The organism is Pseudomonas sp. RG1 (assembly GCF_025910115.1).
Taxonomy (GTDB): Bacteria; Pseudomonadota; Gammaproteobacteria; order Pseudomonadales; family Pseudomonadaceae; genus Aquipseudomonas; species Aquipseudomonas atacamensis.
This window is the reverse complement of sequence record NZ_JAPCIK010000019.1, coordinates 46,206-71,597: the sequence shown is the minus strand read 5'-3', so window position 1 is coordinate 71,597 and position 25,392 is coordinate 46,206. Positions and strand designations below refer to the sequence as shown.

Sequence of the window (25,392 nt, the reverse complement as noted above, 5' to 3'; positions counted from 1 at the left end):
GGATCAGCCGGCAAAGATGTTGAATGTGCCGCCGTCTTCGCGAGCAGACTCGCTCCCACAGGGAATCGCGGTGCCGCTGACGAAATGGGCTGGCACTCATATCTAACCTAACGCGCTCCCGGCCCGATCAACATGCTTTCGATCTCGGCGCCGGGCATCATTTGCTGCAGGCCTTCGATGAGCTTGTCGCCGGCCTCGGTCAGCGCTTCCAGCGGCATGGCCGGAAGGCTTTCGAGGATGAACCACATGTGCTGCGCCTGCGCATCGAGGCGAGTTCGCACGCCTTGGCGCCAGTTCCAGCGCCGGCAGGTCACGCCTTGGTCATCGCGCCAGACCACTTCGCCGGCGTCCGGAAACTCATGCGCGGGCAGACCTTCTTTCATCGTGTCGAACGGTTCGCTGCCATCGGCGACGACCAGACGCGGTGAGCCTATGTAGGCTTGCGCATTCTCGCCGCCGACCGGAATCGCGTACTCGAGGCTGATGGCGTTGTACAGATCAACCACCGGATCGATGCTCGGCAACTCGCCGTCGCGCAACACCCGTTTGCGCAGAGCCTCGGCCGAGCAAGGCGTGCGCTGCGGCTTGGCACCGAACTGGCGAAACACGTCCGCCCAGGCCTGCAAGTGCGCGGGCGCCCATGACGGGCCACCGTCGGCGACGATCTGGCAGGCTTTGGCCAGTGCTTCACCGGCCACGTATGCCTGAGTAATCGGCGCCGCTTGCACGACAATACTCAGCGCTCTGAAGCCCGGCGCGAGTTGCGCAACAGCCGGATCGATTGACGGCACGACAGACAGCATCCCAGAATCCCCCTCATACCCGAATTTCAAACGATGCTAGCGATCAATGACCAAGAAAGTCAATATATCGACCGAAGCCGGCGCCGACGTCGAGACCGTCAGCGCGGCGGTGTCGCGCACGCTCAAACAGGCGCGCAAACAACAGGGCATCACCCTCGACGAACTGTCCCGACGCTCGGGCGTGAGCAAAGGCATGGTGGTCGAGATCGAGAAAGGCTCGGCCAACCCAAGCATCGCGACATTGTGCAAAATCGCCGCAGCGCTGGGCTTGTCCGTGGCGGACTTCGTCAATGTCGCCGACACTCCGGCGGCGCATCTGATCGACAGTGATGACATCCCCACGCTGTGGACCGGTGAACTGGGCGGATCGGCGCGCCTGCTGGCCGGCACCAGCGGCCCGAACATGCTCGAGTTGTGGCGCTGGGAATTGTTTCCCGGCGAGTCGTTTTCTTCAGCCGGTCACCCGAATGGCACCACAGAGCTGTTTCATGTCGAGAAAGGCACGTTGCATTTGCACGTTGGCGATGCCGAGCTGATTGTCGGGCCTGGGTGTTCGGCGGTGGCGCGGACCGATGTGGCGCATGGGTATGCCAACCATGGGCGAGCGAAACTGGTTTTCACGATGTCGGTGACTGAACTGCATCAGGGTGCCAGGGAAAGCCCCTCACCCTAGCCCTCTCCCCGAGGAGAGGGAACTGTCCGGGTTGACCATCACAGGGAGCGTTCCCCTTCAAACAGCACGGTCAGCGTGACGGCGGATGCTCCGTCGAAACCGAATTGGCCGCATCCACATCCGACATGTCTTCTTCTACAGGCGCCTCATCGTCCGGCGGCAAAGGCACCTCGGAGTTTTCGCGCTTGGGATCGTGCCCGGTCTCATTGTCGGTGGGGCGCGTCACGGCTTGTTGCGACTGGTTGCCCGGTGCGTTTTCATCAATGTCCATGTCGTTCTCCGAGGTGTTCAGCGATAAGTACCTGAACGTGTGAAATGCCCTTGCGTGACAAGTGCCCGACAATGGACGAACGGCGTTCTGTAGAAAACGCAAAAAGCCTGCTTTCGAGGCAGGCTTTCGCTTTGGATTTAACGCTTACTTCTGCTGCGTCAACGCCGAGTAGCTGTTCATCAGGTTGCGGTAGTTGGGAATGCGCTGCGACAGCAGGTTACCCAGACCTTCAATGTCGTTGCGCCAGTCGCGGTGCAGCTCACAGGCCACCGAGAACCAGTTCATCATCTGCGCGCCGGCCTGAGTCATGCGGCTCCATGCGGCTTGTTGCACGGTGGTGTTGAAGGTGCCGGACGCATCGGTGACCACGAACACATCAAACCCTTCCGCCAGCGCCGACAGCGTCGGGAACGCTACACAGACATCCGTGACCACACCGGCAATGATGATCTGCTTGCGCCCGGTGGCCTTGATTGCCTTGACGAAGTCTTCGTTGTCCCAAGCGTTGATCTGGCCTGGACGAGCGATGTACGGCGCGTCCGGGAACATCTCTTTCAGCTCCGGCACCAGCAGGCCGTTCGGGCCTTGTTCGAAGCTGGTGGTGAGGATGGTCGGCAGGTCAAAGAACTTGGCCAGATCCGCCAGCGCCAGCACGTTGTTCTTGAACTCGTTCGGCGAGAAGTCCTGCACCAGCGAGATCAGACCGGTCTGGTGGTCAACCAGCAGCACGATAGCGTCGTCTTTGTTCAGGCGGTTGTAGGTTGGAGTGGTCATGGTGTGCGTCCCTTTTCAAGTTTGGAGTTTTGTTGTTGCGTTCAAGTTGGGTACAGATTACTGACGCACAGCAAAGGGATAAATCGCTTGAAAAGGGTTACACCGTCCACTCAAACCGGACAATCCACTTCAATCGTAGAACGGTTCAACCAACGCCCGACTACCGACAAAGAAACTGTCCGCCACCAGGCGCAACGGTTGCAGATCCAGGTCGCTGGCCTTGTCGCTGATCAATTGCTGGAAGTGGCGGTAGACCGCTGCGTACTCGCCCTCCTCCAAGACGCTTTGGCGCACGCCGTCGATGCTCAGCACCGCGCCGCCATTGTCCAGGCGCAGGACGCCTTCGACGCAGCGGATTTCGATGCTCCACAGTTCATCGTGGCCATGGTCGAAATCGAACTCGGCTCGTACGTCGAGCTGATGTGCATCAGACATTTTGATCGAGGCGGCAATCGGCGACTGGCAATTGTTCGGCACGCGCATTTCGGCGGCTTCGACAAACAGCGGCAGCGCCAGCAGGTGGGTGACGATCGACAGCGCGTTGATTCCCGGGTCGAAGACGCCGAGGCCGCCCGGTTGCCAAATCCATGCCTGACCCGGATGCCACTTGCGCACGTCTTCCTTCCAGTCGATCTGCACGCGTTGCAGGGTGCGGCTGGCAAGCCAGTCGCGGGCGGCGGCGATGCCCGGTGCGTAGCGTGAATGCCAGGCGAACAAAGCGCTGACGCCTTGATCGGCGACTTGATCGACCAGGGCCATGGCCTCGCCCAATGTCGCACAGGGCGGTTTTTCCACCAGCACGTGCTTGCCGGCCGCCAACGCCTGTTGCACCAGTGCGAAGCGCCCCTGTGGCGGCGTGCAGAACGCAATTGCGTCGACAGTCGGGCCGTTTTCGAGCAGTTCGCCCAGCGACTGGAAGTTCTCCACCCCGGCGCAAGGTTTGCCCTGGGTAGCGACCGCCACCAACTGGAACGCCGGGTTGGCGAGGATGGCGGGAACGTGTTGATCCTGGGCGATCTTGCCGTAGCCCACCAGGCCGAGACGAATCGGTTGCATTACAGACTCCTGTTGTTGTTTTGGTCTTTGCAGCGCAGCGGCAAGAGTACGTGTTTCTGCGCCCGCCTCCAATCGTCATACTATTTAAATCAAGTTTGATCGCGGCGAACGCATGGCTTATTCGTCATTTCTTCTTACACCTTTTGTCGTCCACTCCCGCACCGCGCGGCGATCGGCAGCCGGCGATCAGCCTCAGTTTGCTATCATGCGGCGCTTTTACGGTTAACCCCTCGCCAGTCCTGCCGACTGGCGGGCTGCAAAAGGCGGTATTAGATGACGGCTTTGTTGACTCGCCGCAAGGTACTTGCGGGAATGGGCGTGCTCGGGCTCGGCCTGCTCGCCGGTTGCGATACCCGTGGCCAACTGTCGTACAAGTACGGCAAGGATCTGAGCGACAAGATTCTCGGACGCACATTCAAGCTGAAGAATCCCGAAGGCGAAACCATGTCGCTGTCGAGCTTTCGCGGGATGATGCCGATGATCTTCTTCGGCTTCACCCAGTGCCCGGCCGTTTGCCCCACTACCTTGGCCCGCGCCGCACAGATCAAAAAACTGATGGGCCGCGACGGCGACCGTTTGCAAGTGGTGTTCATCACCCTCGACCCGGAACGCGACACGCCGCAGATCCTCGACGCCTACGTCAAAGCCTTCGACCCGAGCTTCGTCGCGCTGTACGGGACGCTTGAGGAAACCAAGGCCACCGCCAAGGAATTCGACGTGTTCTACGAGAAAGTCCCGGCCGGCGACACCTACACCATCTCCCATACGTCCACCAGCTATGTCTACGACTCGCGTGGTGAGTTGCGCCTGGGCCTGTCCACTTCGCTGACAGCCCAAGAGTGCACGGAAGATTTGCTTACTGTTATGGAGGTCTGCTGATGCATCCCGTTCTGAATCACCTCAAACGCACCGTATGTGCACTGTCCCTGCTCGGCCTGGCCTTTCAGGCGTCGGCGCAGACCAAAGTCGACGACGCCTGGGTCCGTGCCACCGTGCCGACCCAGTCCGCCAGCGGCGCGTTCATGACCGTCACTGCCGACAGCGACAGCAAGCTGCTCAGCGTTGCCTCGCCAGTGGCCAATGACGTGCAGATTCATGAAATGAGCATGAAGAACGACGTCATGACCATGGGCCCGGTGAAATCAGTTGAGCTGCCGGCTGGCAAAGCTGTCAGCTTCGATCCGAACGGCTACCACGTCATGCTGATGGGCCTGAGCGGTCAGTTGAAGGAAGGCGACAGCGTGCCGCTGACCCTGACCGTGGAAAACGCCAAGGGCGAGAAAGAAACCATCGAAGTCAAAGCACCGGTTCGCGCGCTGACCAACATGGGCGGCCACGATCACAGCAAGATGCATTGATCGCTGACTGAAAGACTGTTCGCCCGACAAATAAGCGGGGCGGCTTGATCGATGATCGTGCCGCCCCGTTTTTTATGGAAGCGATGCTCTGACCGAATGGAAAGCTTGCTTTACATAAGCAAAGATTTCGACGAGGATGTAAAGGGTCTTTTACATGGAGTTAAACATGAATCGCTATTACCTCGAAATGGGCGCCGCATTGACGCTGTACACACTCGTGCTGATCGCCTCGGTGGTTGCCAGCCAACATTTGCTGGACGCCCATCTGCTGTTGCGTTCAGCCGTCGCGCTGGCGCCGATGATCCCCGCCGGATTGATGTGCTGGGCTATCGTGCGCAACCTGCGGCGCCTGGATGAGATGCACCTGCGCATCCAGTTTGAAGCGCTGGGCTTTGCGTTCGCCGCTTCCGCGTTGCTGACGTTCAGCTATGGCTTTCTCGAAAATATCGGCGCCCCGCACATCCCGTGGACCTGCGTATGGCCGGTGATGGGCGCAATGTGGATCCTCGGTCTGCAAATCGCCCGACGTCGCTATCAATGAAAAATCACCTCAAGGCGCTGCGCGCCGAGCGCAAGTGGTCACAGGTCGATCTGGCGCAGCGCTTGAAGGTCTCCCGTCAGACCATCAATGCCATCGAAAATGAACGCTATGACCCAAGCCTGCCGCTGGCCTTCCAGATCGCGCGAGCGTTCGGGTTGCCGATTGAAAGCATTTTCGAGGATGGGGAAACGTCCATTTCCGACTCGCTGTGAGCGCTGCCACTGACGAGTATTAGCGGCAGACCACAGGAGCCTGCCGCACTCCCCTCCCCTCAACTCCCCGCACCACCATGCGCTTCTTCAAAGAAGTAATCCTTCCAGCTCCCCGCCTTGTTTTTCAACACACCCAGTTCCTGCAGTTTCTCGGCGTAGATGAACGTGCGTTGCGGTACAACGGTGAAGTCGATTTCCGGGTCTTTGACGATTTGCTCGACCAGGGCCAGCGGCAGTTTCGATTGCTCTACACGGATGTAGGCCTGGGCGGCGGCGGGTTTGTCGGCTTTGATGATGTTCTCCGCTTCCGCCAGTGCGTCATAGAAAGCTTTGTAGGTTTTCGGGTTTTCGTCGTGGAATTTTTCCGTGGTGTAGAGCACGTTGAACGTCGCCGGGCCGCCGAGGATGTCGTAGGAGCTGAGCACTTTATGCACGTTGGGGTTTTGCAGCGCCTGGTACTGGAACGGTGGGCTGGAGAAATGCGAGTTGATTTCCGAGCCGCCAGCGATCAGCGCAGCGGTGGCGTCCGGGTGCGGCAGGCTGACCGAAATGTTGTCGAACTTCTTGAACTGGTCATCACCGAATTCCCTGGCGGTTTCTATCTGCAGGGTACGCGACTGGAAGCCTACGCCTGCGGCCGGCACCGCGATACGGTCCTTGTCGCTGAAGTCCTTGAGGGTTTTGATGTTCGGGTTGTTGGTCAGCAAGTAATTGGGCATCGACCCCAGCGCGGCGATGGCTTTGACGTTCTGCTTGCCCTTGGTGCGATCCCACACGGTGAGCATCGGCGGCACGCCGGCCGAGACGACGTCCAGCGCTCCGGTGAGCAGCGCCTCATTCATGGCCGTAGCGCCGGAAATGCTGTTCCAGTCGACCTTGATCTTCAGGCCCTGGGCCTTGCCGTGTTTCTCGATCAGCTGTTGATCGCGCACGACATCGAGGATTAGATAACCGATACCGAATTGCTGGGCGATGCTGATCTTGCCCTCGGCCTGGGCGCCGCTGCTGAACAGCGCGCCCGCTGCCAGAGTAGCGGCCAACAGAGTCAGCGCAGAACGTTTGAACGGTGTGGCCATGACAACCTCGCAGCATGGGGGTGGGCTGAAAGGCATGACTTTATAGCTATAACAAACGTAAATTAAATATCTTTATCGAATATCGATAGCGCTCCGCGATTTAGCGTCTGCTGCTGAAATTCAGGAGCAGTGGATGGACCTACAACAGTCTGAAACAAAAAACTGCCCCTCCGAAAAACAGCCATACGTCCCACAACCCACGCCCGCTATGGGCACGCGCCGTTTCAGCGATCGCCAGCCGCAGGTTTTAAAAGCCGATCAGCCTTTCTGCCCTTGGTATCATCACCCACACTTTTTTGACCCTTTGATGACAAGCAGGCCTTTTTTGTGAGCGCTCTTTTCAACTGGCTGCGGCGGCCGAATGCCCGCCTTCTTTCTCTCATCGTTCTGGTATTGGTCGTGCCGGTGTGCCTGCGGGCGGCGCTGGGCTGGTCGAACCCGCTGGGCTTTTTGTCGGATCTGGCCGTCGGCAGTTTGCTGGTGGTAACGCTGCATCGCCGCGCATGGTGGCTGGCCTTGCCGGTGCTGATGTTCTGGGCGCTGCTGGCGATCGCCACGGCAGAATTGGTCAGCGCCGTCGGCCGCCTGCCGACGCCTTCGGATATTCACTACCTGATCGACCCGCAATTCGTCGAAAACTCCACTGGCGGCGGACTTGCGCACCCTGCCCTGGCCATGGCTTTGCTGGGTGCCCTGGCTTTCTGGCTGCTGACTCAGTTTGTTGGTCGCGGCTTGTCTCGCCCTGCTCTGCCTCGCTCCGTCTGGGCCGCGCCTATTGTGTTGTTCGCCGCCCATTGGGGCGCGCAAAACCTGTGGCCGAATGACGGCGACGCCTGGCGCCTGTACAACCTGCCGCATCAGTTGCTCGCCAGTGAAGTCGCCGACCTGCAGATCCAGGCCGAGGAATGGCTCGACGGCGACGTTGAAGAACCCACACCGGCGATGGCCGGGCTCACCGACGTCGATCTCAATGGCCAGAAGCTGCTCGCCGCGCCAGGCCAGGCGCGCAATGTGTTGATCATCGCGCTCGAAGGCATTCCCGGCGCCTACATCCGTGCCAACCGTGAGGCGATCGGCAGTCATTATCAGGAAGATCTGATGCCCAACCTCAGCCGCTGGGCCGAGCGCGGCATGAACACCCCGGATTACGTGCTGCACACCCATCAGACCATTCGCGGTCTGTACGCCATGCTGTGCGGTGACTACGACAAGCTCAACAATGGCACGCCCAAAGGCGTGGAAATGCTCACCCTCAACGAACGCAATCAGGCCTGCCTGCCGGCGCAGCTGCGCGAACACGGCTTCAGCACTCATTACTTGCAGGGCGCCGGCCTGCGCTTCATGGCCAAAGACAAGATCATGCCGCACATCGGTTTCGATGCGACCCATGGCCTGGAATGGTTCAGCAACAGCAACTATCTGGAGTTCCCGTGGGGCAAGGATGACAGGGCATTTTTCGAAGGTGCGCTGGATTACGTCGGCCAACTGAAGAAGCAAAAACAGCCGTGGATGCTCACGCTGCTGACGGTCGGCACCCATCAGCCCTACTCGGCACCGGACGATTATCTGCAGCGTTATGAGACGCCCAAGCAGGCTGCCGTCGGTTATCTCGACGATGCGCTGGATCAGTTTCTTGCCGGACTTGAGCGCCAGGGCGTTCTCAAGGACACACTGGTGGTGATCACCTCGGATGAATCCCACGGCATCGACGGTGTGCGACTGGCCTCCTCGTGGGGTTTCAACCTGACGCTGGCACCGGAGCAGGCGCAACTGCCGCGTCTGAATGCCGGAGTCTACGGCCACGTAGATCTGAGCACCTCGATCCTCGACTATTTCGACCTGCCGGTGCCGACTGCGCTGAGCGGCCGCTCGCTGTTTCGCGACTACGATTCGGGGCGCGAGATCATTTCGTTCACCAACGGCAAACTGCGTTACCACAACGGTCAGGGCATCTTCTCCGAGTGCGACCTGCCGCGCCGCTGCCGCTATTACCAAAGCACCGGTTTCATTGCTGACAGTGCCACCTACAAAGGCACCTACAGCGGCCACCCGGCCCGGCAGATCGCCGCGCGCGCCGATGCGCTGGACCTGTCCTTGCTGCGCACACCGCTCAATCATCGCTACCAGTTCGGCAGCAACAACATCATCCCTCTGCAAGCGCAGATCAAGGATGACTGGGCCGACAACCTGATCGGCGCGCAATACCTGGAAATGCCCAAAGGCTCGCACACCCGCGTGCGCCTGACCGTGCGCTCGGTCGATCCGCAGCAGGCGGCGTACATTCAGCTCAAGGCCAAGCAATTCGAACAGGACGTGCAACTGGGCCTGCCTACGGAAATGGTCGCCACGGCGGACCAGCCACTGGAGTTGGACTTCAGCTTTGAAAACCCCCAGCCGCGCAAAGCGTTCTCGTTTCATTTGCTGGGGTATGGCAATGGCGCGGTCGAGGTCTCGGACTTCAGCGTGATCACTGAACTGCCCGGCCAGGAAGACATCCTCGACGACGTGCCAGAGGACGACACCGCACAATCGAGCTAACCCCTGTAGGAGCTGCCGAAGGCTGCGATCTTTGCTTTTGATTTTTTGGTGAACAAAGATCAAAAGATCGCAGCCTTCGGCAGCTCCTGCCTGTGCGGTGAAAGAGTTTGCCTATCGGTATCCAATAGTCGGGCTATTAGCCGACTTGCCAACTCGGGTCTAGCCTTACCAGTCCGAAGTCGGCACGAGCCGGCCGCAGACCTGATAGGGATCCGAACATGGCAAACGAATCGAAATGCCCGTTCAACCACGCCGCCGGCGGCGGTACGACAAACCGTGACTGGTGGCCGAATCAACTCAATCTGAAAATCCTCAGCCAGCATTCCCCCAAGTCCGATCCGCTGGGCCAGGACTTCGACTACGCCAAAGCCTTCAAAAGCCTCGACTTCCAGGCGCTGAAACAAGACATCAAAGCACTGATGACTGATTCTCAGGACTGGTGGCCAGCCGACTTCGGCCATTACGGCCCGCTGTTCGTGCGCATGGCCTGGCACAGCGCCGGGACCTATCGCACCGCCGACGGCCGTGGCGGCGCCGGCTCCGGACAGCAACGCTTCGCCCCGCTCAACAGCTGGCCGGACAACGTCAGCCTCGACAAGGCCCGCCGCCTGCTGTGGCCGATCAAGCAGAAATACGGACGCAATATTTCCTGGGCCGACCTGATCGTGCTTACCGGCAACGTCGCGCTGGAATCCATGGGCTTCAAGACCTTCGGTTTTTCCGGGGGCCGCGCCGATGTCTGGGAACCGGATGAAGACGTGTACTGGGGTTCGGAAACCGAGTGGCTGGGCGGCGATAACCGTTACGGCAAGAGCAATGGCCCGGTGCAAGAGCCCGGCGACGGCACGCTGGTGGCTGAGCCCGATCTGCATGGCCGTGAAGAAAGCCGCACCGATCAGGGCGAACGCAATCTGGAAAATCCCCTCGCCGCCGTGCAGATGGGTCTGATCTACGTCAACCCGGAAGGCCCGGAAGGCAACCCGGACCCGGTGGCCTCGGCCAAGGATATTCGCGAAACCTTCGGCCGCATGGCCATGAACGATGAAGAAACCGTGGCGCTGATCGCCGGCGGCCACGCGTTCGGCAAGACCCATGGCGCCGGCCCGGCCGACAATGTCGGCCCAGAGCCGGAAGCGGCCGGTCTGGAGCAACAGGGTCTGGGCTGGAAAAACGCCTTCGGCACCGGTAAAGGCGCCGACACCATCACCAGTGGTCTGGAAGTGACCTGGACCACCACACCAACGCAGTGGAGCAACAACTATCTGGAAAACCTGTTCGGCTTCGAGTGGGAGCTGACCAAAAGCCCGGCGGGCGCCCATCAGTGGCAACCGAAAAACGGCGCCGGTGCAGGCACCGTTCCCCACGCTCACGATCCGAACAAGAAGCTCTCGCCGACCATGCTCACCTCCGATCTGGCGTTGCGCTTCGATCCTGCCTACGAACAAATCTCGCGGCGCTTTCTGGCCAATCCCGATCAGCTCGCCGACGCGTTCGCCCGCGCCTGGTACAAGCTGATCCATCGCGACATGGGTCCGCTCTCTCGCTACCTCGGCCCGGAATTGCCACAAGAGGAATTGCTCTGGCAAGACCCGCTGCCCGACGTGACGCACCCGCTGATCGATGACAGCGACGCCACTGCGCTGAAAAACAAGGTGCTGGCTTCAGGGTTGTCAGTGTCGCAACTGGTTTCGACCGCGTGGGCTGCAGCATCGACCTTCCGCGGTTCGGACAAGCGCGGTGGCGCCAACGGCGGACGCTTGCGTCTGGCCCCGCAGAAGTTCTGGCAGGCCAACCAGCCCGAGCAATTGGACAAGGTGCTGAGCAAACTGGAAGGCATTCAGAGCGAGTTCAACGGTTCGGCCGCTGGCGGCAAGAAGATCTCGCTGGCGGACCTGATCGTCCTGGCCGGTAATGCCGGAGTGGAAAAAGCCGCGCAGAACGCCGGGCATTCAGTGTCGGTGCCGTTTTCACCGGGCCGCGTCGATGCTTCGCAGGAGCAGACCGATGTCGAATCGTTCGGCTTCCTCGAACCGATTGCCGATGGCTTCCGCAATTACAGCAAAGGAAAATACACGGTTGCGGCGGAAACCCTGCTGATCGACAAGGCGCAGTTGCTGACGCTCACGGCACCGGAAATGACCGTGCTGCTGGGTGGTTTGCGGGTATTGAACACCAATGTCGGCCAGACGCGGCATGGCGTGTTCACCGACAAAACCGAAACGCTGAGCAACGACTTTTTCACCCACCTGCTGGACATGGGCGTGGAGTGGACGCCGACTTCAAGGGATGCAGATGAGTTCGAAGGCCGTGACCGCAAGACCGGGGCGCCAAAGTGGACGGCGACTCGGGTGGATCTGGTGTTCGGCTCCAATGCGCAATTGCGCGCATTGGCCGAGGTGTATGCCAGCGCCGATGCCAAGACGCAGTTCGTCAACGATTTCGTCAAGGCATGGACGAAGGTGATGAATCTGGATCGGTTTGATCTGCGCAAATAGCTGTTTGTTGTGCCAAATAAAAATGCCGCTCGTTGAGCGGCATTTTTTGTTGATCGTCCCCACGCGTAGCAAAGGAATGCAGCAAGGGACGCTCTGCGTCCCAAAGCCGACGCAGAGCGTCGAGAGAGGCATTCCCACGCAGAGCATGGGAACGATCAACTCGACGGTTCCTACCGGAACGGGTTACGCCAGGCTTTTGCTCACCACTTCATAGACGTCACTGGACAGCGACCCGGACGCCAGAATGCGTTCCAGCTCAGCCTTCATCAGAGCCTGGCGCGCGCTGTCGTATTTGCGCCAGCGGGTCAGCGGGGCCAGTTGGCGCGAGGCGATCTGCGGGTTGAAGCCGTTCAGTTCGATCACCAGATCGGCGAGGAAGCGATAACCTGAACCGTCCGCCGCGTGGAAGTTGATCAGGTTCTGCCCGGCGAACGCGCCGATCAATGCCCGCACCTTGTTCGGGTTCTTGATGTTGAATGCCGGGTGCTGCATCAACGCCTTCACCCGCTCCAAACCGCCCGGCAAGGTGCTGCCAGCCTGCACGCTAAACCACTGATCCATGACCAGCGGATTGTCCTTGAAGTGCTCGGCGAAGCTGGCCAAGGCGAGGGCCTTCTGTTCTTCGAACGGCGAGTTGACCAGCACCGCCAGGGCAGTCAGGCGCTCGGTCATGTTGTCGGCGGTCTCGAACTGCTCCAGCGCCGCCGCCAGCACTTCCGGCTTGCCGCTGAGCATCAGGTACGACAGGGCAATGTTCTGCAAGGCGCGACGAGCGAAGTGCTCTGCCTCGGCGACGTACGGAGTCTTTTTCGACAGATCGCGGTTGGCCTGATAACGCAGCCACAGCGCTTCGAACAAGCCTTCGGCGAGTTGCTTGCGGGCGAACTCGCGAGCGACGTGAATCGCCTCGACGTCAGCCACTTCGCTGATCTCGGTGAGATAGGCCTCCCCCGGCAGCGAGAGCATTTCGGCAACCATCGCCTGATCCAGCGACTCGTCGGACAGCACCGTGCGCAGCGCCGACACCAAACGCGGATCGAGCTTCAGGCTCTCGCCTTTCTGATGTTGGCCGATCAACTCTTGAAGCACTTGCACCGACAGTTGCTGACCGGCATCCCAGCGATTGAAACCGTCGCTGTCGTGCTGCATCAGGAACATCAGTTGATCGCGGTTGTACGGGAAGCTCAATTTCACTGGCGCCGAGAAGCCGCGCAGCAGCGACGGCAACGGCTGTTCGTTGATGTCGACGAAAGTGAAGGTCTGCTCGGCTTCGGTCACCGAGATCACCCGAGTGGTGCCTTGTGCCGAGGCTTCGCCAGCCAGACGCAGAGCGATTTCATTGCCCTGGCTGTCGAGCAAGCCGAGCTCCACCGGGATCACGAACGGCAGTTTTTCCACCTTGTCCGGGGTCGGCGGGCAGCTCTGGCGGAAGGTCAGGCTGTAGGTTTTCGCCGCAGCGTCGTAGGACTCGCTGACGGCCAGACGCGGTGTGCCGGCCTGGCTGTACCAGCGCTTGAACTGGCTGAGGTCAACGCCATTGGCATCTTCCATGGCCTTGACGAAGTCGTCGCAGGTCACGGCCTGGCCGTCGTGGCGTTCGAAGTACAGATCGCTGCCCTTGCGGAAGCCTTCGGCGCCCAGCAAGGTGTGGATCATGCCGACCACTTCCGAGCCCTTTTCGTACACGGTCAGGGTGTAGAAGTTGGAAATCTCGATGAAGCTGTCCGGGCGCACCGCGTGGGCCATCGGCCCGGCATCTTCGGCGAACTGGTGGGTACGCAGGTACGCCACGTCCTGAATGCGCTTGACTGTCGCCGAGTTCATGTCCGAGGAGAAACCGGCATCGCGGAACACCGTGAAACCTTCCTTGAGCGACAGCTGGAACCAGTCGCGGCAGGTGACGCGGTTGCCCGACCAGTTGTGGAAGTATTCGTGGGCGACAATCGCCTCGACCCGCTGGTGCGCGGCGTCGGTGGCGGTTTCAGCGCGGGCCAGCACGGCGCTGGAGTTGAAGATATTGAGGCCCTTGTTCTCCATCGCGCCCATGTTGAAATCGTTGACGGCGACGATCATGAAGATGTCCAGATCGTACTCGCGACCGTAGACCTCTTCGTCCCAGCGCATGGACTTCTTCAGGCTGTTCATCGCGTGCTGGCACTTGTCGATGTTTTCCGGCTCGACATAAATGCGCAGCGCGACGTTGCGCTGGCTCATGGTGGTGAAGGTGTCTTCGACGCACCACAGATCACCGGCGACCAGCGCAAACAGATACGCCGGTTTCTTGAACGGGTCTTCCCAAGTCGCCCAGTGCCGGCCATCTTCGCCGGGGCCGGAAGCGATCGGGTTACCGTTGGAGAGCAACACCGGGTAGCTGTGCTGTTCGGCCACGACGGTGGTGGTGAACTTGCTCATCACGTCCGGGCGGTCGAGGTAATAGGTGATCTTGCGAAAGCCTTCGGCTTCGCACTGGGTGCAGAACATCGTGCCGGACTTGTACAGGCCTTCCAGCGCGGTATTGGTTTCCGGGTGGATGCGTACGCTGGTGTCGAGGGTGAACGTTTCACTGGTCGGTTGCAGGGTCAGGTGACTGTCCGAGACTTGATAGTCAGCAGCGCTCAGTTCCTGATCCGCCAGCGTCACCGAGAGCAGCTCAAGTTGCTGGCCGTCGAGCACCAGCGGCGGCAGTCCGGCGCCACGTTCAGGATTACGGCGCATCACCAGTTGCGCGTGAACCAGGCTGTGGTCCTCGAACAACTCGAAGGTCAGGTGCGTTTCGTCAATCAGGTACTCGGGCGCCTGATAGTCCTTGAGGTAAATCATCTTCGGTTGTTCGGTGCGCATGCTGGAATCCTTATTGATGCACGGCGAGCTGATAAGCCGTGTATTTACGAATGTTGATCACGCCGGTGTCGAAGATCAGGTACTGACCCTTGATCCCCAGCAGCGTGCCTTCGGCAATCGGGTTCTTGTCCAGGTTGAAGCTGACGATTTTCGCCGGGTATTGCTCGACGGGATAGCGGATTTCCAGCGGTTCGACATCGGCAATCGTCTGAATCGCCTGTAGGCCGAATCGCTCCTGCAACCCTTGCAGGCCTTCGGCGCAGCTTTCGAACAACTGATCGCGCACCTGCGCCAGATCCACCGCCGCGGCATCGCCCTTGAGCAATGCGCGCCAGTTGGTCTTGTCCGCCACCTGGCTGCGGAACAGGTCCTCGACAAAGCCCGATTGCTGGCGTGTCGACACACGCATGATCGGCAAGGCTTGACTCGCGCCCTGATCGAGCCAGCGGGTCGGCAACTGCGTGGCACGGGTGATGCCGACCTTGATCCCCGACGAGTTGGCCAGATAAACCACATGATCGGTCATGCAGAACTGCTGGCCCCACACCGGATCGCGGCAGGTGCCGGCGTCGAAGTGGCAACGCTCCGGACTCATGATGCACAGGTCGCACTGCGCCAGTTTGGTCATGCACGGGTAGCAATAACCCTGACTGAAACTGGTCTTGGTCTTGCGCCCGCAATGGGTGCAGTGGATCGCCCCCAGGAATTCCAGACGCAACGTGCTGCCGATCAACGGATTGACCGGCACCTCGACGTCATCCAGACGAAACGCGTATTGCACGTTCGACCCGTCCAGGCGCGCCGACATTTTGCTGATTGCACCGCGGCCAATCTCGATCAATGGATGGCATCCGACTTGAACAGGATGTTCGGCACTTCGATCGACTTCGACGCACACTCTTGCGGGCCCATGTAACCGGTGCGCTGGTCTTCAGGCAGGTTCTGGACTTCCCAGGCAATCATCGCCTGCAACGACAGCTCGCGCTGTTCGGCAGTGAGTTTGTTGCCGTCGGACCATTTGCCGATTTCCACGGCCAGTTTCAGGCTTTCGTAGATGTCCGGGGTGATGTTGTTGATCATGTCGTTGAAAGAGGACATCAGGGTCTCCGTGCTCTTTGCTGAAACAAAAAATGTTAGACGGCCAGTTTACGGCGGTTATACAAACCGCCCAACAAACCGGTGAAGCATCCGATGAGTAACCCGCTCAGGTGCGCGGCGTTGGCGATCTGGCCGAAACCGATCAGCGAAATCAGCCCGGACATGCACACCACCAGCCACACCAGCATCATCACCAGCACGCCGCGCGGCAGACGATAGGCCGGGTTCGGCGCCAGCAGCTGGAAAATCCAGCAATGCCCGAGCAAGCCGTAAAGCACGCCGGACAGCCCACCAAACAGGCTCGGCCCGCTCCAGACGAACTGCGCGTAGTTGGACACCAGACTGAACAGCAGCGTCAGGCCGATCAGGTTGATGCTGCCCTGGCGCGACTCGATACGCCGCCCCAGCTCCCAGTACCACATGCCGTTCATGGCCAGATGGAGGATGCCGAAGTGGATCAGCATCGGCGTGACCAGCCGCCACCACTGCCCTGCCGCCAGACTGTCGGCCAGGGGCGTGAAGTGGATGTACTCGCCGATCACGCGAAAATCGAGGAAGGTCAGCCAGCGCAGCGTTTCCAGGTTTTCGCCGAGGAAGGTCAGACCACCGACGATCAGGCTCAACAGCAGAATCAATCCGGTGGCTTTGGCGTGTTTCAGCTGTTCGGCGAAGCTTGGCCGTTTGAAGGTCTGGCCCACGGGAATGTCCAGTTGCTGATCCGGGTCGCCGGCCGGGAAGCGCTCGTACAAGGAGCGCACGTCCTCGCTGATTTCCTCCGGCGCCCACAACACCTGTTCGCCCGCCTCTTCGCTGACCCGATGGGGCACTTGCATGCGTTGCAGCAGTTTGACAAAACCGCTCAAATCCACCGCCAACGGCAGGCGCAATACCGCTACCGCACTCATCGCAGGACCTCCGGCCGCTCGACATCGACCCAGACGAATTTTTGCGGATCCAGGCGCGTTTCCTGGTCCAGACGATAGGCCACCAGTTTGCCGTAGAGCACGGCGCTGTAATCCAGGCACGCGAGGTTCGGGCGGATCGGCGCCGGTTTGCCGCTGCGCCAGTAGTGGCCGACGAACAGCAACGGCTCGTCGACGCCATAGCGCAGCAGGGAATTCTTTTCGGTTGAAGTCAGCGGCGTCTGCGCGACAGGTTCCGGCAGTGCATCGGGCTGGAAGACGATGTCGCCGTAGGTTTTCGGGTCGTCTTCCCAGAACTTGGTGCGGAAGAACGAACGCACCAGACCGTCGCCGCTGGTCATGGTCAGGCCACCAGGCAGGCGCATGTCGGTGCCGCGCAGCAGGCGATCGAACACGGTGCAGGCGAAGCTGCCGGGCACCGCCGAGGCCTGGAGGAAATGCTCATCGACGCAGCCATTGGGGAACAACGCCCGCAACGGCTCGATCAGACCGGCATCCCAGCACGCATGCACCACGCGGAAGCGACCGGCATCGACGAACAGCGGCAGCTCGTAGAACCACTGCTGGAAGTCATGCCAGTCGCCGGGATGGTCTTCAAATTGAGTCAGGGTTTCCTGCAACAGCCGCGCATGGCGTTTGGTGTGTTCGCGCACGAACTGCTTGCCGCTGCCCGGTGGCGCCGGGGTGACCCAGCCGAGCGCGTTGAATTCGTGGTTGCCCATGATGCACAGCGCCTGCCCCGCTTCGACCATGTCGTGAACGATGTGCAACGCCTCGCGAATGCGCGGGCCACGGTCGATGATGTCGCCGACGAACACCGCCATGCGTGACGGATGCCGCCAGACCCCGCCCTGCTTGTGATAACCGAGACGGTCCAGCAAGTGTTCGAGGGTCAAAGCGCATCCGTGCACGTCACCGATCAGGTCGTAACTGCGCGCGGGATCGAGCATCAGTCGCCTCCGCCCCCCAGCTTGCTGCCCCAGCCAAGCTTGGTGCGGCACACCTCGTAGTAATTGTGATCGAGCGGATGAATCAGGCGCAGCTTCTGTGCCTTTTTGCTCACGGTAATGGTGTCGCCCGGTGCGCAGGTGAAGTGGTTCTGGCCGTCGCAGGACACCTGCGGATAGATCTGCATATCTTTGGACACGACGATTTTCAGCTCACTGTTGCCATCGACCACGATCGGCCGTCCCGACAAGGTATGGGGGTACATCGGCACAATCACAATAGCGTCGAGCTTGGGATGCATGATCGGCCCGCCGGCAGACAAGGCGTAGGCAGTGGAGCCGGTGGGCGTGGCGACGATCAGCCCGTCGGCCTTCTGGCTGCAGACGAACTGGCCATCGATGTACAGCTCGAATTCGATCATCCGCGTCGATTTGCCCGGGTGCAGCACCACGTCGTTGAGCGCATCGCCCTGGCCGATGGCCTCGCCATGGCGACGCACTTCGGCTTGCAGCAGGAAGCGGTTTTCTACCAGATAGTGGCCGTCGAGCACTTCGGCGACCTTGATTTCCAGCTCGTCCGGGCGAATATCGGTGAGGAAGCCGAGGCTGCCACGGTTGATGCCGAGCACCGGAATATTGTGTTTGGCCAGCGCCCGCGCAGCGCCGAGCAGGCTGCCGTCACCGCCGACGACGATGACCATGTCGCAGACTTCGCCGAGCATCTTGCGCGACGAGGTTTGCAGGCCGTGGCCGGGCAGGACTTCAGCGATGGTGTCTTCGAGGATCACATGCAGGTGACGGTCGAGCAGAAAGCGTTTCAGTCGGCGGACGGTATCCAGCACCTGGGAGCTGCCCAGGCGACCGATGATGCCGATATTACGAAATTGCTCCATGGGACCTCTGCGGACAATCGAAAACGCGAAAACCCGATTATGGGCGAAAGCGCCAGATAGACAAAATCCTTTCAGCCTCAAGGGTGCGCTCAGGTTTAAGGCTATGCTCGCAAGATGATCCTGTTTCCCGATTTGTTGCAGTTGCCCCATCAGTTACGCCATCCCGAAGTGCGGGACCTGGCGTGGGTGATCCTCGCGCCGCCGATGCTCGCCGCCACGCCATGGCCGCAGCGCCATCCGCTCGCCGGCAGCGACTGGGTACAAGACCCACAGCGCCTCGAACACTGGCTGCGCCAGCTCGACCTCGACAGTTACGCCCTGCTGCAATGGCTGGCGCAGGCGCGCACCCGCCGTCTGGGTCTGTATTACGAGCGCCTGTGGCAGTTCGCCGTCTCGCATGCGCCGGGCATCGAACTGGTCGCCGCCAACCTGCCAATCCGCCGCGCCGGGCACACCCTCGGCGAGCTGGACATGCTGCTGCGTGACCGCGACGGCGTGCATCATCTGGAACTGGCGATCAAGCTCTACCTTGGCCCGCAGGATGGCAATGGCCGCGATCCCGCGCAGTGGCTGGGGCCGGGTTGTCATGATCGGCTGGATCGCAAACTGGCGCATCTGGCCGAGCATCAATTGCCGATCTCGGCGCGCCCGGAAAGCCGCGAAGTGCTCGCGGCGCTGGATATCGAAACCTTCAGCGCGCAGCTGTGGCTGGGCGGTTATCTGCTGTATCCGTGGCCCGGGCAGGCCGACTCACCGCACGGCGCCCATCCGCAACATCTGCGTGGCAGTTGGCTGCATCAGAAGGACTGGCCGGCGTTTGTCGCGCAGCGCCCGCCGGGCCGCTGGCAACCCCTGCCCCGCCATGCGTGGCTGGCGCCGGCGCATTACCCGGCGGATCAGGTCTGGACAGATGAGCACCTGCGTTTGTGGCTGGCAGACCTGCCAGCACTGGCCCCGGCGCAGTTGATGGTGCGCCTGACCGAGAATGCCCTGGGCGAATGGGAAGAGGCGGAGCGGTTGTTTCTGGTGGCGGATCTTTGGCCGAATGTGCCCGGCCAAACCTGAGATTTGTGGTGTCCGACCCAATTCGCGAGCAGGCTCGCTCCCACAGAGAATGCATTTCAAATGTGGAATGCGATCCCCTGTGGGAGCGAGCCTGCTCGCGAAAAGAGCAACTCGATCTATAGGGATAACCGCACCGCCAACGCCGCCAACGTCACCAGCAACACCGGCACCGTCAGCACAATCCCGACGCGGAAGTAATAGCCCCAGCCAATGTGAATGCCCTTGCGCTCCAGCACATGCAACCATAACAAGGTCGCCAGACTGCCGATCGGAGTGATCTTCGGCCCCAGGTCGCTGCCGATCACGTTGGCGTAGATCATCGCTTCCTTGATCACCCCGCTGGCCTGACTGGCGTCGATCGACAGCAAGCCAATCAACACCGTTGGCAAGTTGTTCATGATCGACGACAGCAGCGCCGTCAGCACCCCAGTGCCCATGGCCGCGCCCCAAACCCCGTGACCGGCGAACACGTCCAGCCACCCGGCGAGGTAACTGGTGAGCCCGGCGTTGCGCAGGCCGTACACCACCAGGTACATGCCCAGCGAGAAAATCACGATCTGCCACGGCGCCTCTTTCATAACCTTGCGCGTGGAGATCTTGTGGCCGCGCGCAGCGATGCCCAGTAGCAGCGCAGCACACACCGCCGAAATTGCGCTGATCGGGATGCCCAGCGGTTCGAGGGCAAAGCAGCCAATCAACAGGATCACCAGCACCGCCCAACCGGCATAGAACGTCGCCTTGTCGTGGATCGCGGTTTGCGGGTTTTCCAGTTGTGCAGGATCGTACGCCGCCGGGATGTCGCGGCGAAAAAACCACAGCAACATACCCAGCGTCGCCGCCACGCTGACGAAGTTGACCGGCACCATCACAGCTGCATAGCGGTTGAAGCCGATGTGGAAGAAATCCGCCGAAACGATGTTGACCAGGTTCGATACCACCAGCGGCAGGCTTGCCGTGTCGGCAATGAACCCGGCGCCCATGACGAAGGCCAGCGTCGCCGCCGGTGAAAAGCGCAACGCCAACAGCATCGAAATCACGATCGGCGTGAGAATCAGCGCCGCGCCGTCATTGGCGAACAACGCAGAGACCAGCGCACCAAGCAGCACCATGAAGGCAAACAGTTTGCGCCCACTGCCCCGCCCCCAACGCGCCACGTGCAGCGCTGCCCAATTGAAAAAGCCAGCCTCGTCGAGCAACAGGCTGATGATGATCAGCGCCACGAAGGTGCCGGTCGCGTTCCAGATGATCTGCCAGACCAGTGGGATATCCGTGAGGTGAACGACGCCGAAAATCAACGCCAGCACGGCGCCCAGCGTTGCACTCCAGCCGACGCCGAGACCTTTGGGTTGCCAGATGACGAGAGTGATGGTCAGCAGGAAAATCAGTGACGCAGCGAGCATTCGCAGAAGCCTTCAAATAGCGAAACGGGTGGAAATCGAACAAATGTGGGAGCGAGCCTGCTCGCGAAAGCGGTAGGTCAATCAGCAATTTTGCAACGGCTGACGACGCCTTCGCGAGCAAGCTCGCTCCCACAGGTTTTGTGTACGCGGTTATTTCTTGTGTTGCTCGACGAACTGGCCGTACGCATCGATGAATTTCTGCAGGAACGGTTTCACCGAGTCGCTCAGCTTGCCCGCTTCATCAAACGCGTTGCCCGCACCCCCCAGATACGCTTCCGGCTGTTGCAGGCAATGGATATCGAGGAAAACGAATGTCTGACGCAGGTGCTGGTTAGCGCCGAAGCCACCGATGGCGCCTGGCGATACGCTGATCACCGCACCGGGTTTGCCGCTCCAAGCGCTCTGGCCATAAGGGCGTGAACCGACGTCGATGGCGTTCTTCAACGGTGCCGGGATCGAGCGGTTGTACTCGGGGGTAACAAACAGCACCGCGTCGGATGACGCCACTTTCTGACGGAAAGTGCTGTAGGCTGCCGGCGGAGAAGCGCCGTCGATGTCTTCGTTGTACAGCGGCAGCTCACCGATTTCGACGATCTCGAGCTTGAGATTGGCCGGTGCCAGTTCGGCGAGGGCCAGTGCGACTTTGCGATTGATCGATGCTTTGCGCAGGCTACCGACCACTACAGCGACGTTGTAGACATTGCTCATGGATGACTCTCGATGGTCCGTGGGAAGAGTCGCTAGTTATAGATGATCCAGTGACATTTTCACCAGTGGTCATTGGTTTTTCCTGCGCGGCGAATATTTTTTTCCTGTAGGAAAACTTACCGAGCTTGGTGACGGTCTACAAAGCCGCAAATCAAGCGTTTTATCTCCAGAGGTTCTAAGCAGATGGCAGCAGTACTCGTCGGTCAGTTTCATGCAAGAGATGCGGAAGGCCGCGTTTATTCCGTGCATGAATTCCAGGAATCGAACCCGTCTGCAGACGGATCCACTGGCTCGGAGCCCATTTACAAACTCGCCATTGGCGATCGGGTCAACAAGGTCAGTGACAGCGAGTTTCTCCTGGTTCAATCAGGCATTACCCTGATTCGCGAACCTGAGCCAACCGTCGCTCAATAACCCAGCGTTATGAGCAGAAGTCATGCGAGCGGACTTGGGGTAGGATTCAGCGTCTGACCCCACCTGCTGAACATGGACTTCACGCATGCGTTTACGCCACATCGAAGTGATTCAGGCGCTCTTGCAGACCGGTCACCTGGGCACCGCCGCCGAATGGCTGCAACTGCCGGTGACCGAGGTCGAAGAGCGTTTGCGCGAAGCCGAGAGTCAGCTGGGGTTCATGCTGTTTGCCAGCGTTCGCGGGCGTTTGCAATCGACCCCTGAAGCGCGCGCCTTGCAAGTGGAAATCGCGCACATCTATGAGGCGCTGGAACCGGTGCAGCGTCTGGCCAGCAGCCTCAAGCAATACCTCGCCCCGCCCTTGCGCATCATCGGCACCCCGCCGCTGGCCCAGCAATTGCTGCCACAAAGCCTTGCGACTCTGCGTCGACGCCTGCCCGACGCACCGTGCAGCCTGCTCAGCGCGCCGACTCGCGACATCGTCCGCAGCCTGTTACTGCGCGAAAGCGATCTGGGTCTGAGCCTGCACGATCCCGAACATCCCGATATCCATTGCCAGCCGTTGGCCCAGGGCAAGCTGCAATTGCTCGCGCCGCACGGCTGGCTGCAACCGAAACAGAAATACATATCCCTGGCAGATCTGGCCGGTCAGGCCATGGTCGGTCTCGAAGGGCATGATCCGCTGAGCCCGGCACTGGAAAACAAACTCCAGGCCTTGCGCCCGGCGCCAAGCATTCAGACCCGCGTGCAGACCCATCAGATGATGCGCAGCATGGTCGAGGCCGGCGAAGGCCTGGCGATCGTCGACCCCTTCACCGCGGTGGGCGCCCGCGCCGGTGGGCTTGACGTCTGCCCGCTCTCACCGGCTGTGCCGATCAACCTCTACGCCCTGACCTTCAAACATGCCACGCCGTCGGCGGCGATTCAGACACTGCTGACCATCGTCACGGAACAAGCCGAGGCGATGCTGTCGAGCTGAGTGGTTTTTCCAGCGGATTATCGAACAGGCGATACCAGAACAATGCGACTTCGGCGGTGTGCGGATCGATGCCGCGATAGCGCAACTGGTCGATGCCGCCGATCACATAACCGCAGCGCTCATACAGCCGACAGGCGCCGAGATTGTTGTTCTGGGTTTCGAGCATGATGCCCGGCAGCTTCTTCTTGCGACTCCAGAACTGCGCGACATCGAGCAACGCCTTGGCCACGCCGTGACGACGGGCCGGGGCATGCACCGCCAGTTCATCGATGTGGGCAAAGCCGTTCCAGTTGGTGCTGATCACCAGGTGACCGACCGGCTCGTCGTCCAGGTACGCCATGAAAATCGCACTGTCGGGCGCGTTGTGAAAGGCGCTGAACTCTTCCGGATCGATGCCGTAGCACTTGCGGTACGGCACGATTGGCGTCACCGGCCACTGCTCGACCGGCTTGCCGATCACGGCAGCGCCATAGGCGGCCACCTCGAAACTGAAGTCGCTGCCCCAGATATACGGCGCAAAACCTTCATCGGCGACCCGCACCGACAACCCTGGGTATTTCGGATTCATGACCGGTTGCATACTGGGAAAAGTCCTCATTCCTTGACGCAGCCGACAGTGTCGACCTTGCTGTCGCGATGGATGATTGCCAGCGCAAATTTGAACTCTTTGTACATGAGGCTCAGTGTCCTGAGGCGGCAGATTTGCACCTGACCAGTGCACTCAGGGTAGAGGGTTGCGACGAATGTGGCGAGAGTGGCAACTTGGCTCCATGTCGCCAAACGCAAAAAATCGCTGCCTTCCTGGTCCCCACTATGGAATGCAATCCCGGTAAGAGCTGCCGAAGGCTGCGATCTTTTGATCTTCGGTTTTTTCAGGCCTGCGCATCAGCCTCGGCAATCTGCGTCCACAACGCCGGCGCTCCCGCCGATTTGGCGATGATTTCCAGCCGCACCAGATGCGCCGCCAGTTCTTCTTCAGTCGCCCGGATGATGCGTGCTGGCTGACGATCGACCGGCAGGCGGCGGATTTCGGTAGCCGAGTTGTCGGCACCCTCGCCCGTGCCATTGCCATCGGAGGCGTTGCCGGCCAGCGACAGGCTGGTCTGGCCGCCGGTCATGGTCAGGTAGACGTCGGCGAGAATTTCCGAGTCGAGCAAGGCGCCGTGCAGTTCACGGCCGGAGTTGTCGACGCCGTAACGCTTGCACAACGCATCGAGGCTGTTGCGCTGCCCCGGGTGACGTTCCCGAGCCATCATCAGGGTGTCGAGGATCGTGCAATGCTGGGTGATGTCAGCGCGATCGTGCTGGCCCATCAAGGCGAATTCGTTGTTGATGAAGCCAACGTCGAACGCCGCGTTGTGAATGATCAGCTGTGCGCCCTGGATGAACTCGAAGAACTCGTCGGCGACTTCGGCAAAGCGCGGCTTGCCGACGAGGAATTCGTTGGTGATGCCGTGCACACCGATCGCACCCTCGTCGCTCTCGCGATCCGGTTGCAGGTAAACGTGGAAATGCCGGCCCGTCAGGCGCCGACCGATCAGTTCGACGCAACCGATTTCAATGATCCGGTGACCATCGGTCACCGGCATGCCGGTGGTTTCGGTATCGAGTACAACGGATCTGGTGGCCATCAGTGCTCAGCTCTCAACGGGTCAATCGGGCAAAGGCGCGGATGTTAACACGCTCGGCGGGGTGTTTCAGTCAGACCGTGGCGGGTCCTTCGCGAGCAGGCTCGCTCCCACACTGAGTGCATTCCAATTCAAGGCCTGGAATACATTTCCCTGTGGGAGCGAGCCTGCTCGCGAACGGCCACGCCACGGTTAGAAGCGAAATCAGCTCTGCTTGTAACCACGCACTTCGTCAACGCCGCGATTGGCCAGTTGGTCCGCCCGCTCGTTACCATGATGGCCAATGTGCCCGCGCACCCATTTCCAGGTGACTTTGTGGCGATTGACCTGCTCGTCCAGCTCTTTCCACAGATCGGCGTTTTTCACCGGTTCTTTCGCAGCGGTTTTCCAGCCGCGCTTCTTCCAGTTGGCCATCCACTCGTTGATGCCTTTCATCACGTATTGCGAGTCGGTGACCAGCAGCACTTCGCAGGGGCGCTTGAGCGCTTCGAGGCCACGAATCGCGCCGAGCAGCTCCATGCGGTTGTTGGTGGTGTTGGCCTCGCCGCCCCACAGTTCCTTTTCGACGCCCTTGCACACCAGCAGCGCGCCCCAGCCGCCGGGGCCGGGGTTGCCCTTGCAGGCACCGTCGGTGAACAGTTCTACGGTGTCGACGCTTTCCACGCTTTCGCTCATGCCAGTCTTTCCAGAAAAATGCCT

Annotated in this window: 26 protein-coding genes; 10 read left to right on the top strand and 16 right to left on the bottom strand. The window is 60.5% G+C overall.

From position 1 onward, the window contains the following. Positions 1–107: 107 nt before the first annotated feature. Positions 108–803: a B3/4 domain-containing protein gene (locus tag OK411_RS11730; RefSeq protein WP_024012509.1), complete on the bottom strand. Its 696-nt coding sequence runs from the start codon at positions 801–803 to the stop codon at positions 108–110. Between the two features lie 46 nt (positions 804–849). Here OK411_RS11730 and OK411_RS11725 point away from each other — a divergent pair, with 46 nt between their 5' ends. Beyond that, entirely contained in the window at positions 850–1,476 is a 627-nt protein-coding gene (locus OK411_RS11725) for a helix-turn-helix domain-containing protein (protein ID WP_016774227.1), read from the top strand. Between the two features lie 70 nt (positions 1,477–1,546). On the opposite strand, the gene OK411_RS11720 is transcribed toward OK411_RS11725, so the two are convergent. The 3 genes from OK411_RS11720 to OK411_RS11710 form a co-directional block, all read right to left on the bottom strand. Next, positions 1,547–1,747, bottom strand: coding sequence for a hypothetical protein (locus tag OK411_RS11720; protein WP_207807298.1), 201 nt, complete (start codon positions 1,745–1,747; stop codon positions 1,547–1,549). A gap of 144 nt (positions 1,748–1,891) precedes the next feature. Beyond that, positions 1,892–2,521, bottom strand: coding sequence for an isochorismate family cysteine hydrolase YcaC (gene ycaC, locus OK411_RS11715; protein ID WP_264364919.1), 630 nt, complete (start codon positions 2,519–2,521; stop codon positions 1,892–1,894). Positions 2,522–2,650: 129 nt separating this feature from the next. Continuing rightward, the gene (locus OK411_RS11710) at positions 2,651–3,577 is read right to left on the bottom strand and encodes a Gfo/Idh/MocA family protein (RefSeq protein ID WP_264364918.1); all 927 of its coding nucleotides are present in this window, start codon (positions 3,575–3,577) and stop codon (positions 2,651–2,653) included. 273 nt (positions 3,578–3,850) lie between these two features. Here OK411_RS11710 and OK411_RS11705 point away from each other — a divergent pair, with 273 nt between their 5' ends. The 4 genes from OK411_RS11705 (at position 3,851) to OK411_RS11690 (ending at position 5,688) form a co-directional block, all read left to right on the top strand. Beyond that, positions 3,851–4,456, top strand: a complete 606-nt coding sequence (locus tag OK411_RS11705) for an SCO family protein (protein WP_016774221.1) — start codon at positions 3,851–3,853, stop codon at positions 4,454–4,456. After that, entirely contained in the window at positions 4,456–4,935 is a 480-nt protein-coding gene (locus OK411_RS11700; RefSeq protein WP_136494217.1) for a copper chaperone PCu(A)C, read from the top strand. The genes OK411_RS11705 and OK411_RS11700 overlap by 1 nt, the downstream gene beginning before the upstream one ends. Positions 4,936–5,101: 166 nt before the next feature. Then, positions 5,102–5,476 carry a hypothetical protein gene (locus OK411_RS11695; RefSeq protein ID WP_073475277.1) on the top strand — a complete coding sequence of 125 codons (375 nt, stop codon included), beginning with the start codon at positions 5,102–5,104 and terminating at the stop codon, positions 5,474–5,476. Beyond that, positions 5,473–5,688 carry a helix-turn-helix transcriptional regulator gene (locus OK411_RS11690; protein WP_073475280.1) on the top strand — a complete coding sequence of 72 codons (216 nt, stop codon included), beginning with the start codon at positions 5,473–5,475 and terminating at the stop codon, positions 5,686–5,688. Before OK411_RS11695 ends, OK411_RS11690 begins: the two co-directional genes overlap by 4 nt. 59 nt (positions 5,689–5,747) lie before the next feature. Here the strand turns inward: OK411_RS11690 and OK411_RS11685 are convergent, their stop codons facing one another. After that, positions 5,748–6,764, bottom strand: a complete 1,017-nt coding sequence (locus OK411_RS11685; protein WP_264364917.1) for an ABC transporter substrate-binding protein — start codon at positions 6,762–6,764, stop codon at positions 5,748–5,750. Positions 6,765–7,091: 327 nt separating this feature from the next. Here OK411_RS11685 and OK411_RS11680 point away from each other — a divergent pair, with 327 nt between their 5' ends. Both OK411_RS11680 and katG read left to right on the top strand, forming a co-directional pair. Next, the gene (locus OK411_RS11680) at positions 7,092–9,302 is read left to right on the top strand and encodes an LTA synthase family protein (RefSeq protein WP_264364916.1); all 2,211 of its coding nucleotides are present in this window, start codon (positions 7,092–7,094) and stop codon (positions 9,300–9,302) included. A gap of 218 nt (positions 9,303–9,520) precedes the next feature. Then, positions 9,521–11,797: a catalase/peroxidase HPI gene (katG, locus tag OK411_RS11675; protein ID WP_264364915.1), complete on the top strand. Its 2,277-nt coding sequence runs from the start codon at positions 9,521–9,523 to the stop codon at positions 11,795–11,797. A gap of 183 nt (positions 11,798–11,980) precedes the next feature. Here the strand turns inward: katG and pepN are convergent, their stop codons facing one another. From pepN to OK411_RS11645, 6 genes are read right to left on the bottom strand one after another with little or no spacing between them, the layout of a single operon-like run. Continuing rightward, positions 11,981–14,638 (bottom strand): aminopeptidase N, encoded by a 2,658-nt coding sequence (pepN, locus tag OK411_RS11670; RefSeq protein WP_122708264.1) that lies wholly within the window; start codon positions 14,636–14,638, stop codon positions 11,981–11,983. Positions 14,639–14,648: 10 nt separating this feature from the next. After that, positions 14,649–15,479, bottom strand: coding sequence for a DUF2797 domain-containing protein (locus OK411_RS11665; protein ID WP_016774216.1), 831 nt, complete (start codon positions 15,477–15,479; stop codon positions 14,649–14,651). Next, positions 15,476–15,736 (bottom strand): YeaC family protein, encoded by a 261-nt coding sequence (locus OK411_RS11660; RefSeq protein ID WP_264364914.1) that lies wholly within the window; start codon positions 15,734–15,736, stop codon positions 15,476–15,478. The genes OK411_RS11665 and OK411_RS11660 overlap by 4 nt, the downstream gene beginning before the upstream one ends. A gap of 35 nt (positions 15,737–15,771) precedes the next feature. After that, the gene (locus OK411_RS11655) at positions 15,772–16,641 is read right to left on the bottom strand and encodes a rhomboid family intramembrane serine protease (protein WP_123441680.1); all 870 of its coding nucleotides are present in this window, start codon (positions 16,639–16,641) and stop codon (positions 15,772–15,774) included. Beyond that, complete coding sequence (locus OK411_RS11650) at positions 16,638–17,609, bottom strand: metallophosphoesterase (RefSeq protein WP_264364913.1); 972 nt, start codon at positions 17,607–17,609, stop codon at positions 16,638–16,640. The genes OK411_RS11655 and OK411_RS11650 overlap by 4 nt, the downstream gene beginning before the upstream one ends. Beyond that, a complete protein-coding gene (locus OK411_RS11645) occupies positions 17,609–18,499 on the bottom strand; it encodes an NAD(+) kinase (RefSeq protein ID WP_016774212.1) in 891 nt (296 codons plus the stop codon). The genes OK411_RS11650 and OK411_RS11645 overlap by 1 nt, the downstream gene beginning before the upstream one ends. A 114-nt stretch (positions 18,500–18,613) precedes the next feature. On the opposite strand from OK411_RS11645, the gene OK411_RS11640 reads away from it, so the two are divergent. Then, positions 18,614–19,564 (top strand): DUF1853 family protein, encoded by a 951-nt coding sequence (locus OK411_RS11640; RefSeq protein WP_136494212.1) that lies wholly within the window; start codon positions 18,614–18,616, stop codon positions 19,562–19,564. Positions 19,565–19,680: 116 nt separating this feature from the next. Here the strand turns inward: OK411_RS11640 and OK411_RS11635 are convergent, their stop codons facing one another. After that, positions 19,681–20,964, bottom strand: a complete 1,284-nt coding sequence (locus OK411_RS11635) for an arsenic transporter (RefSeq protein ID WP_136494211.1) — start codon at positions 20,962–20,964, stop codon at positions 19,681–19,683. Between the two features lie 150 nt (positions 20,965–21,114). Continuing rightward, positions 21,115–21,672 carry an NADPH-dependent FMN reductase gene (locus OK411_RS11630; RefSeq protein ID WP_024012496.1) on the bottom strand — a complete coding sequence of 186 codons (558 nt, stop codon included), beginning with the start codon at positions 21,670–21,672 and terminating at the stop codon, positions 21,115–21,117. A gap of 183 nt (positions 21,673–21,855) precedes the next feature. Here OK411_RS11630 and OK411_RS11625 point away from each other — a divergent pair, with 183 nt between their 5' ends. Both OK411_RS11625 and OK411_RS11620 read left to right on the top strand, forming a co-directional pair. Beyond that, positions 21,856–22,086, top strand: a complete 231-nt coding sequence (locus tag OK411_RS11625; protein ID WP_071171849.1) for a hypothetical protein — start codon at positions 21,856–21,858, stop codon at positions 22,084–22,086. An 85-nt stretch (positions 22,087–22,171) separates the two neighbouring features. Then, positions 22,172–23,065 carry a LysR family transcriptional regulator gene (locus tag OK411_RS11620; RefSeq protein WP_264364912.1) on the top strand — a complete coding sequence of 298 codons (894 nt, stop codon included), beginning with the start codon at positions 22,172–22,174 and terminating at the stop codon, positions 23,063–23,065. On the opposite strand, the gene OK411_RS11615 is transcribed toward OK411_RS11620, so the two are convergent. From OK411_RS11615 to rnhA, 3 genes are all read right to left on the bottom strand, one after another. Next, complete coding sequence (locus tag OK411_RS11615; RefSeq protein ID WP_264364911.1) at positions 23,031–23,645, bottom strand: GNAT family N-acetyltransferase; 615 nt, start codon at positions 23,643–23,645, stop codon at positions 23,031–23,033. The genes OK411_RS11620 and OK411_RS11615 overlap by 35 nt on opposite strands. Positions 23,646–23,937: 292 nt before the next feature. Then, complete coding sequence (gene dnaQ, locus OK411_RS11610) at positions 23,938–24,696, bottom strand: DNA polymerase III subunit epsilon (RefSeq protein WP_024012494.1); 759 nt, start codon at positions 24,694–24,696, stop codon at positions 23,938–23,940. 201 nt (positions 24,697–24,897) lie between these two features. After that, entirely contained in the window at positions 24,898–25,368 is a 471-nt protein-coding gene (gene rnhA, locus OK411_RS11605) for a ribonuclease HI (RefSeq protein WP_007910572.1), read from the bottom strand. Between the last annotated feature and the right edge of the window lie 24 nt (positions 25,369–25,392).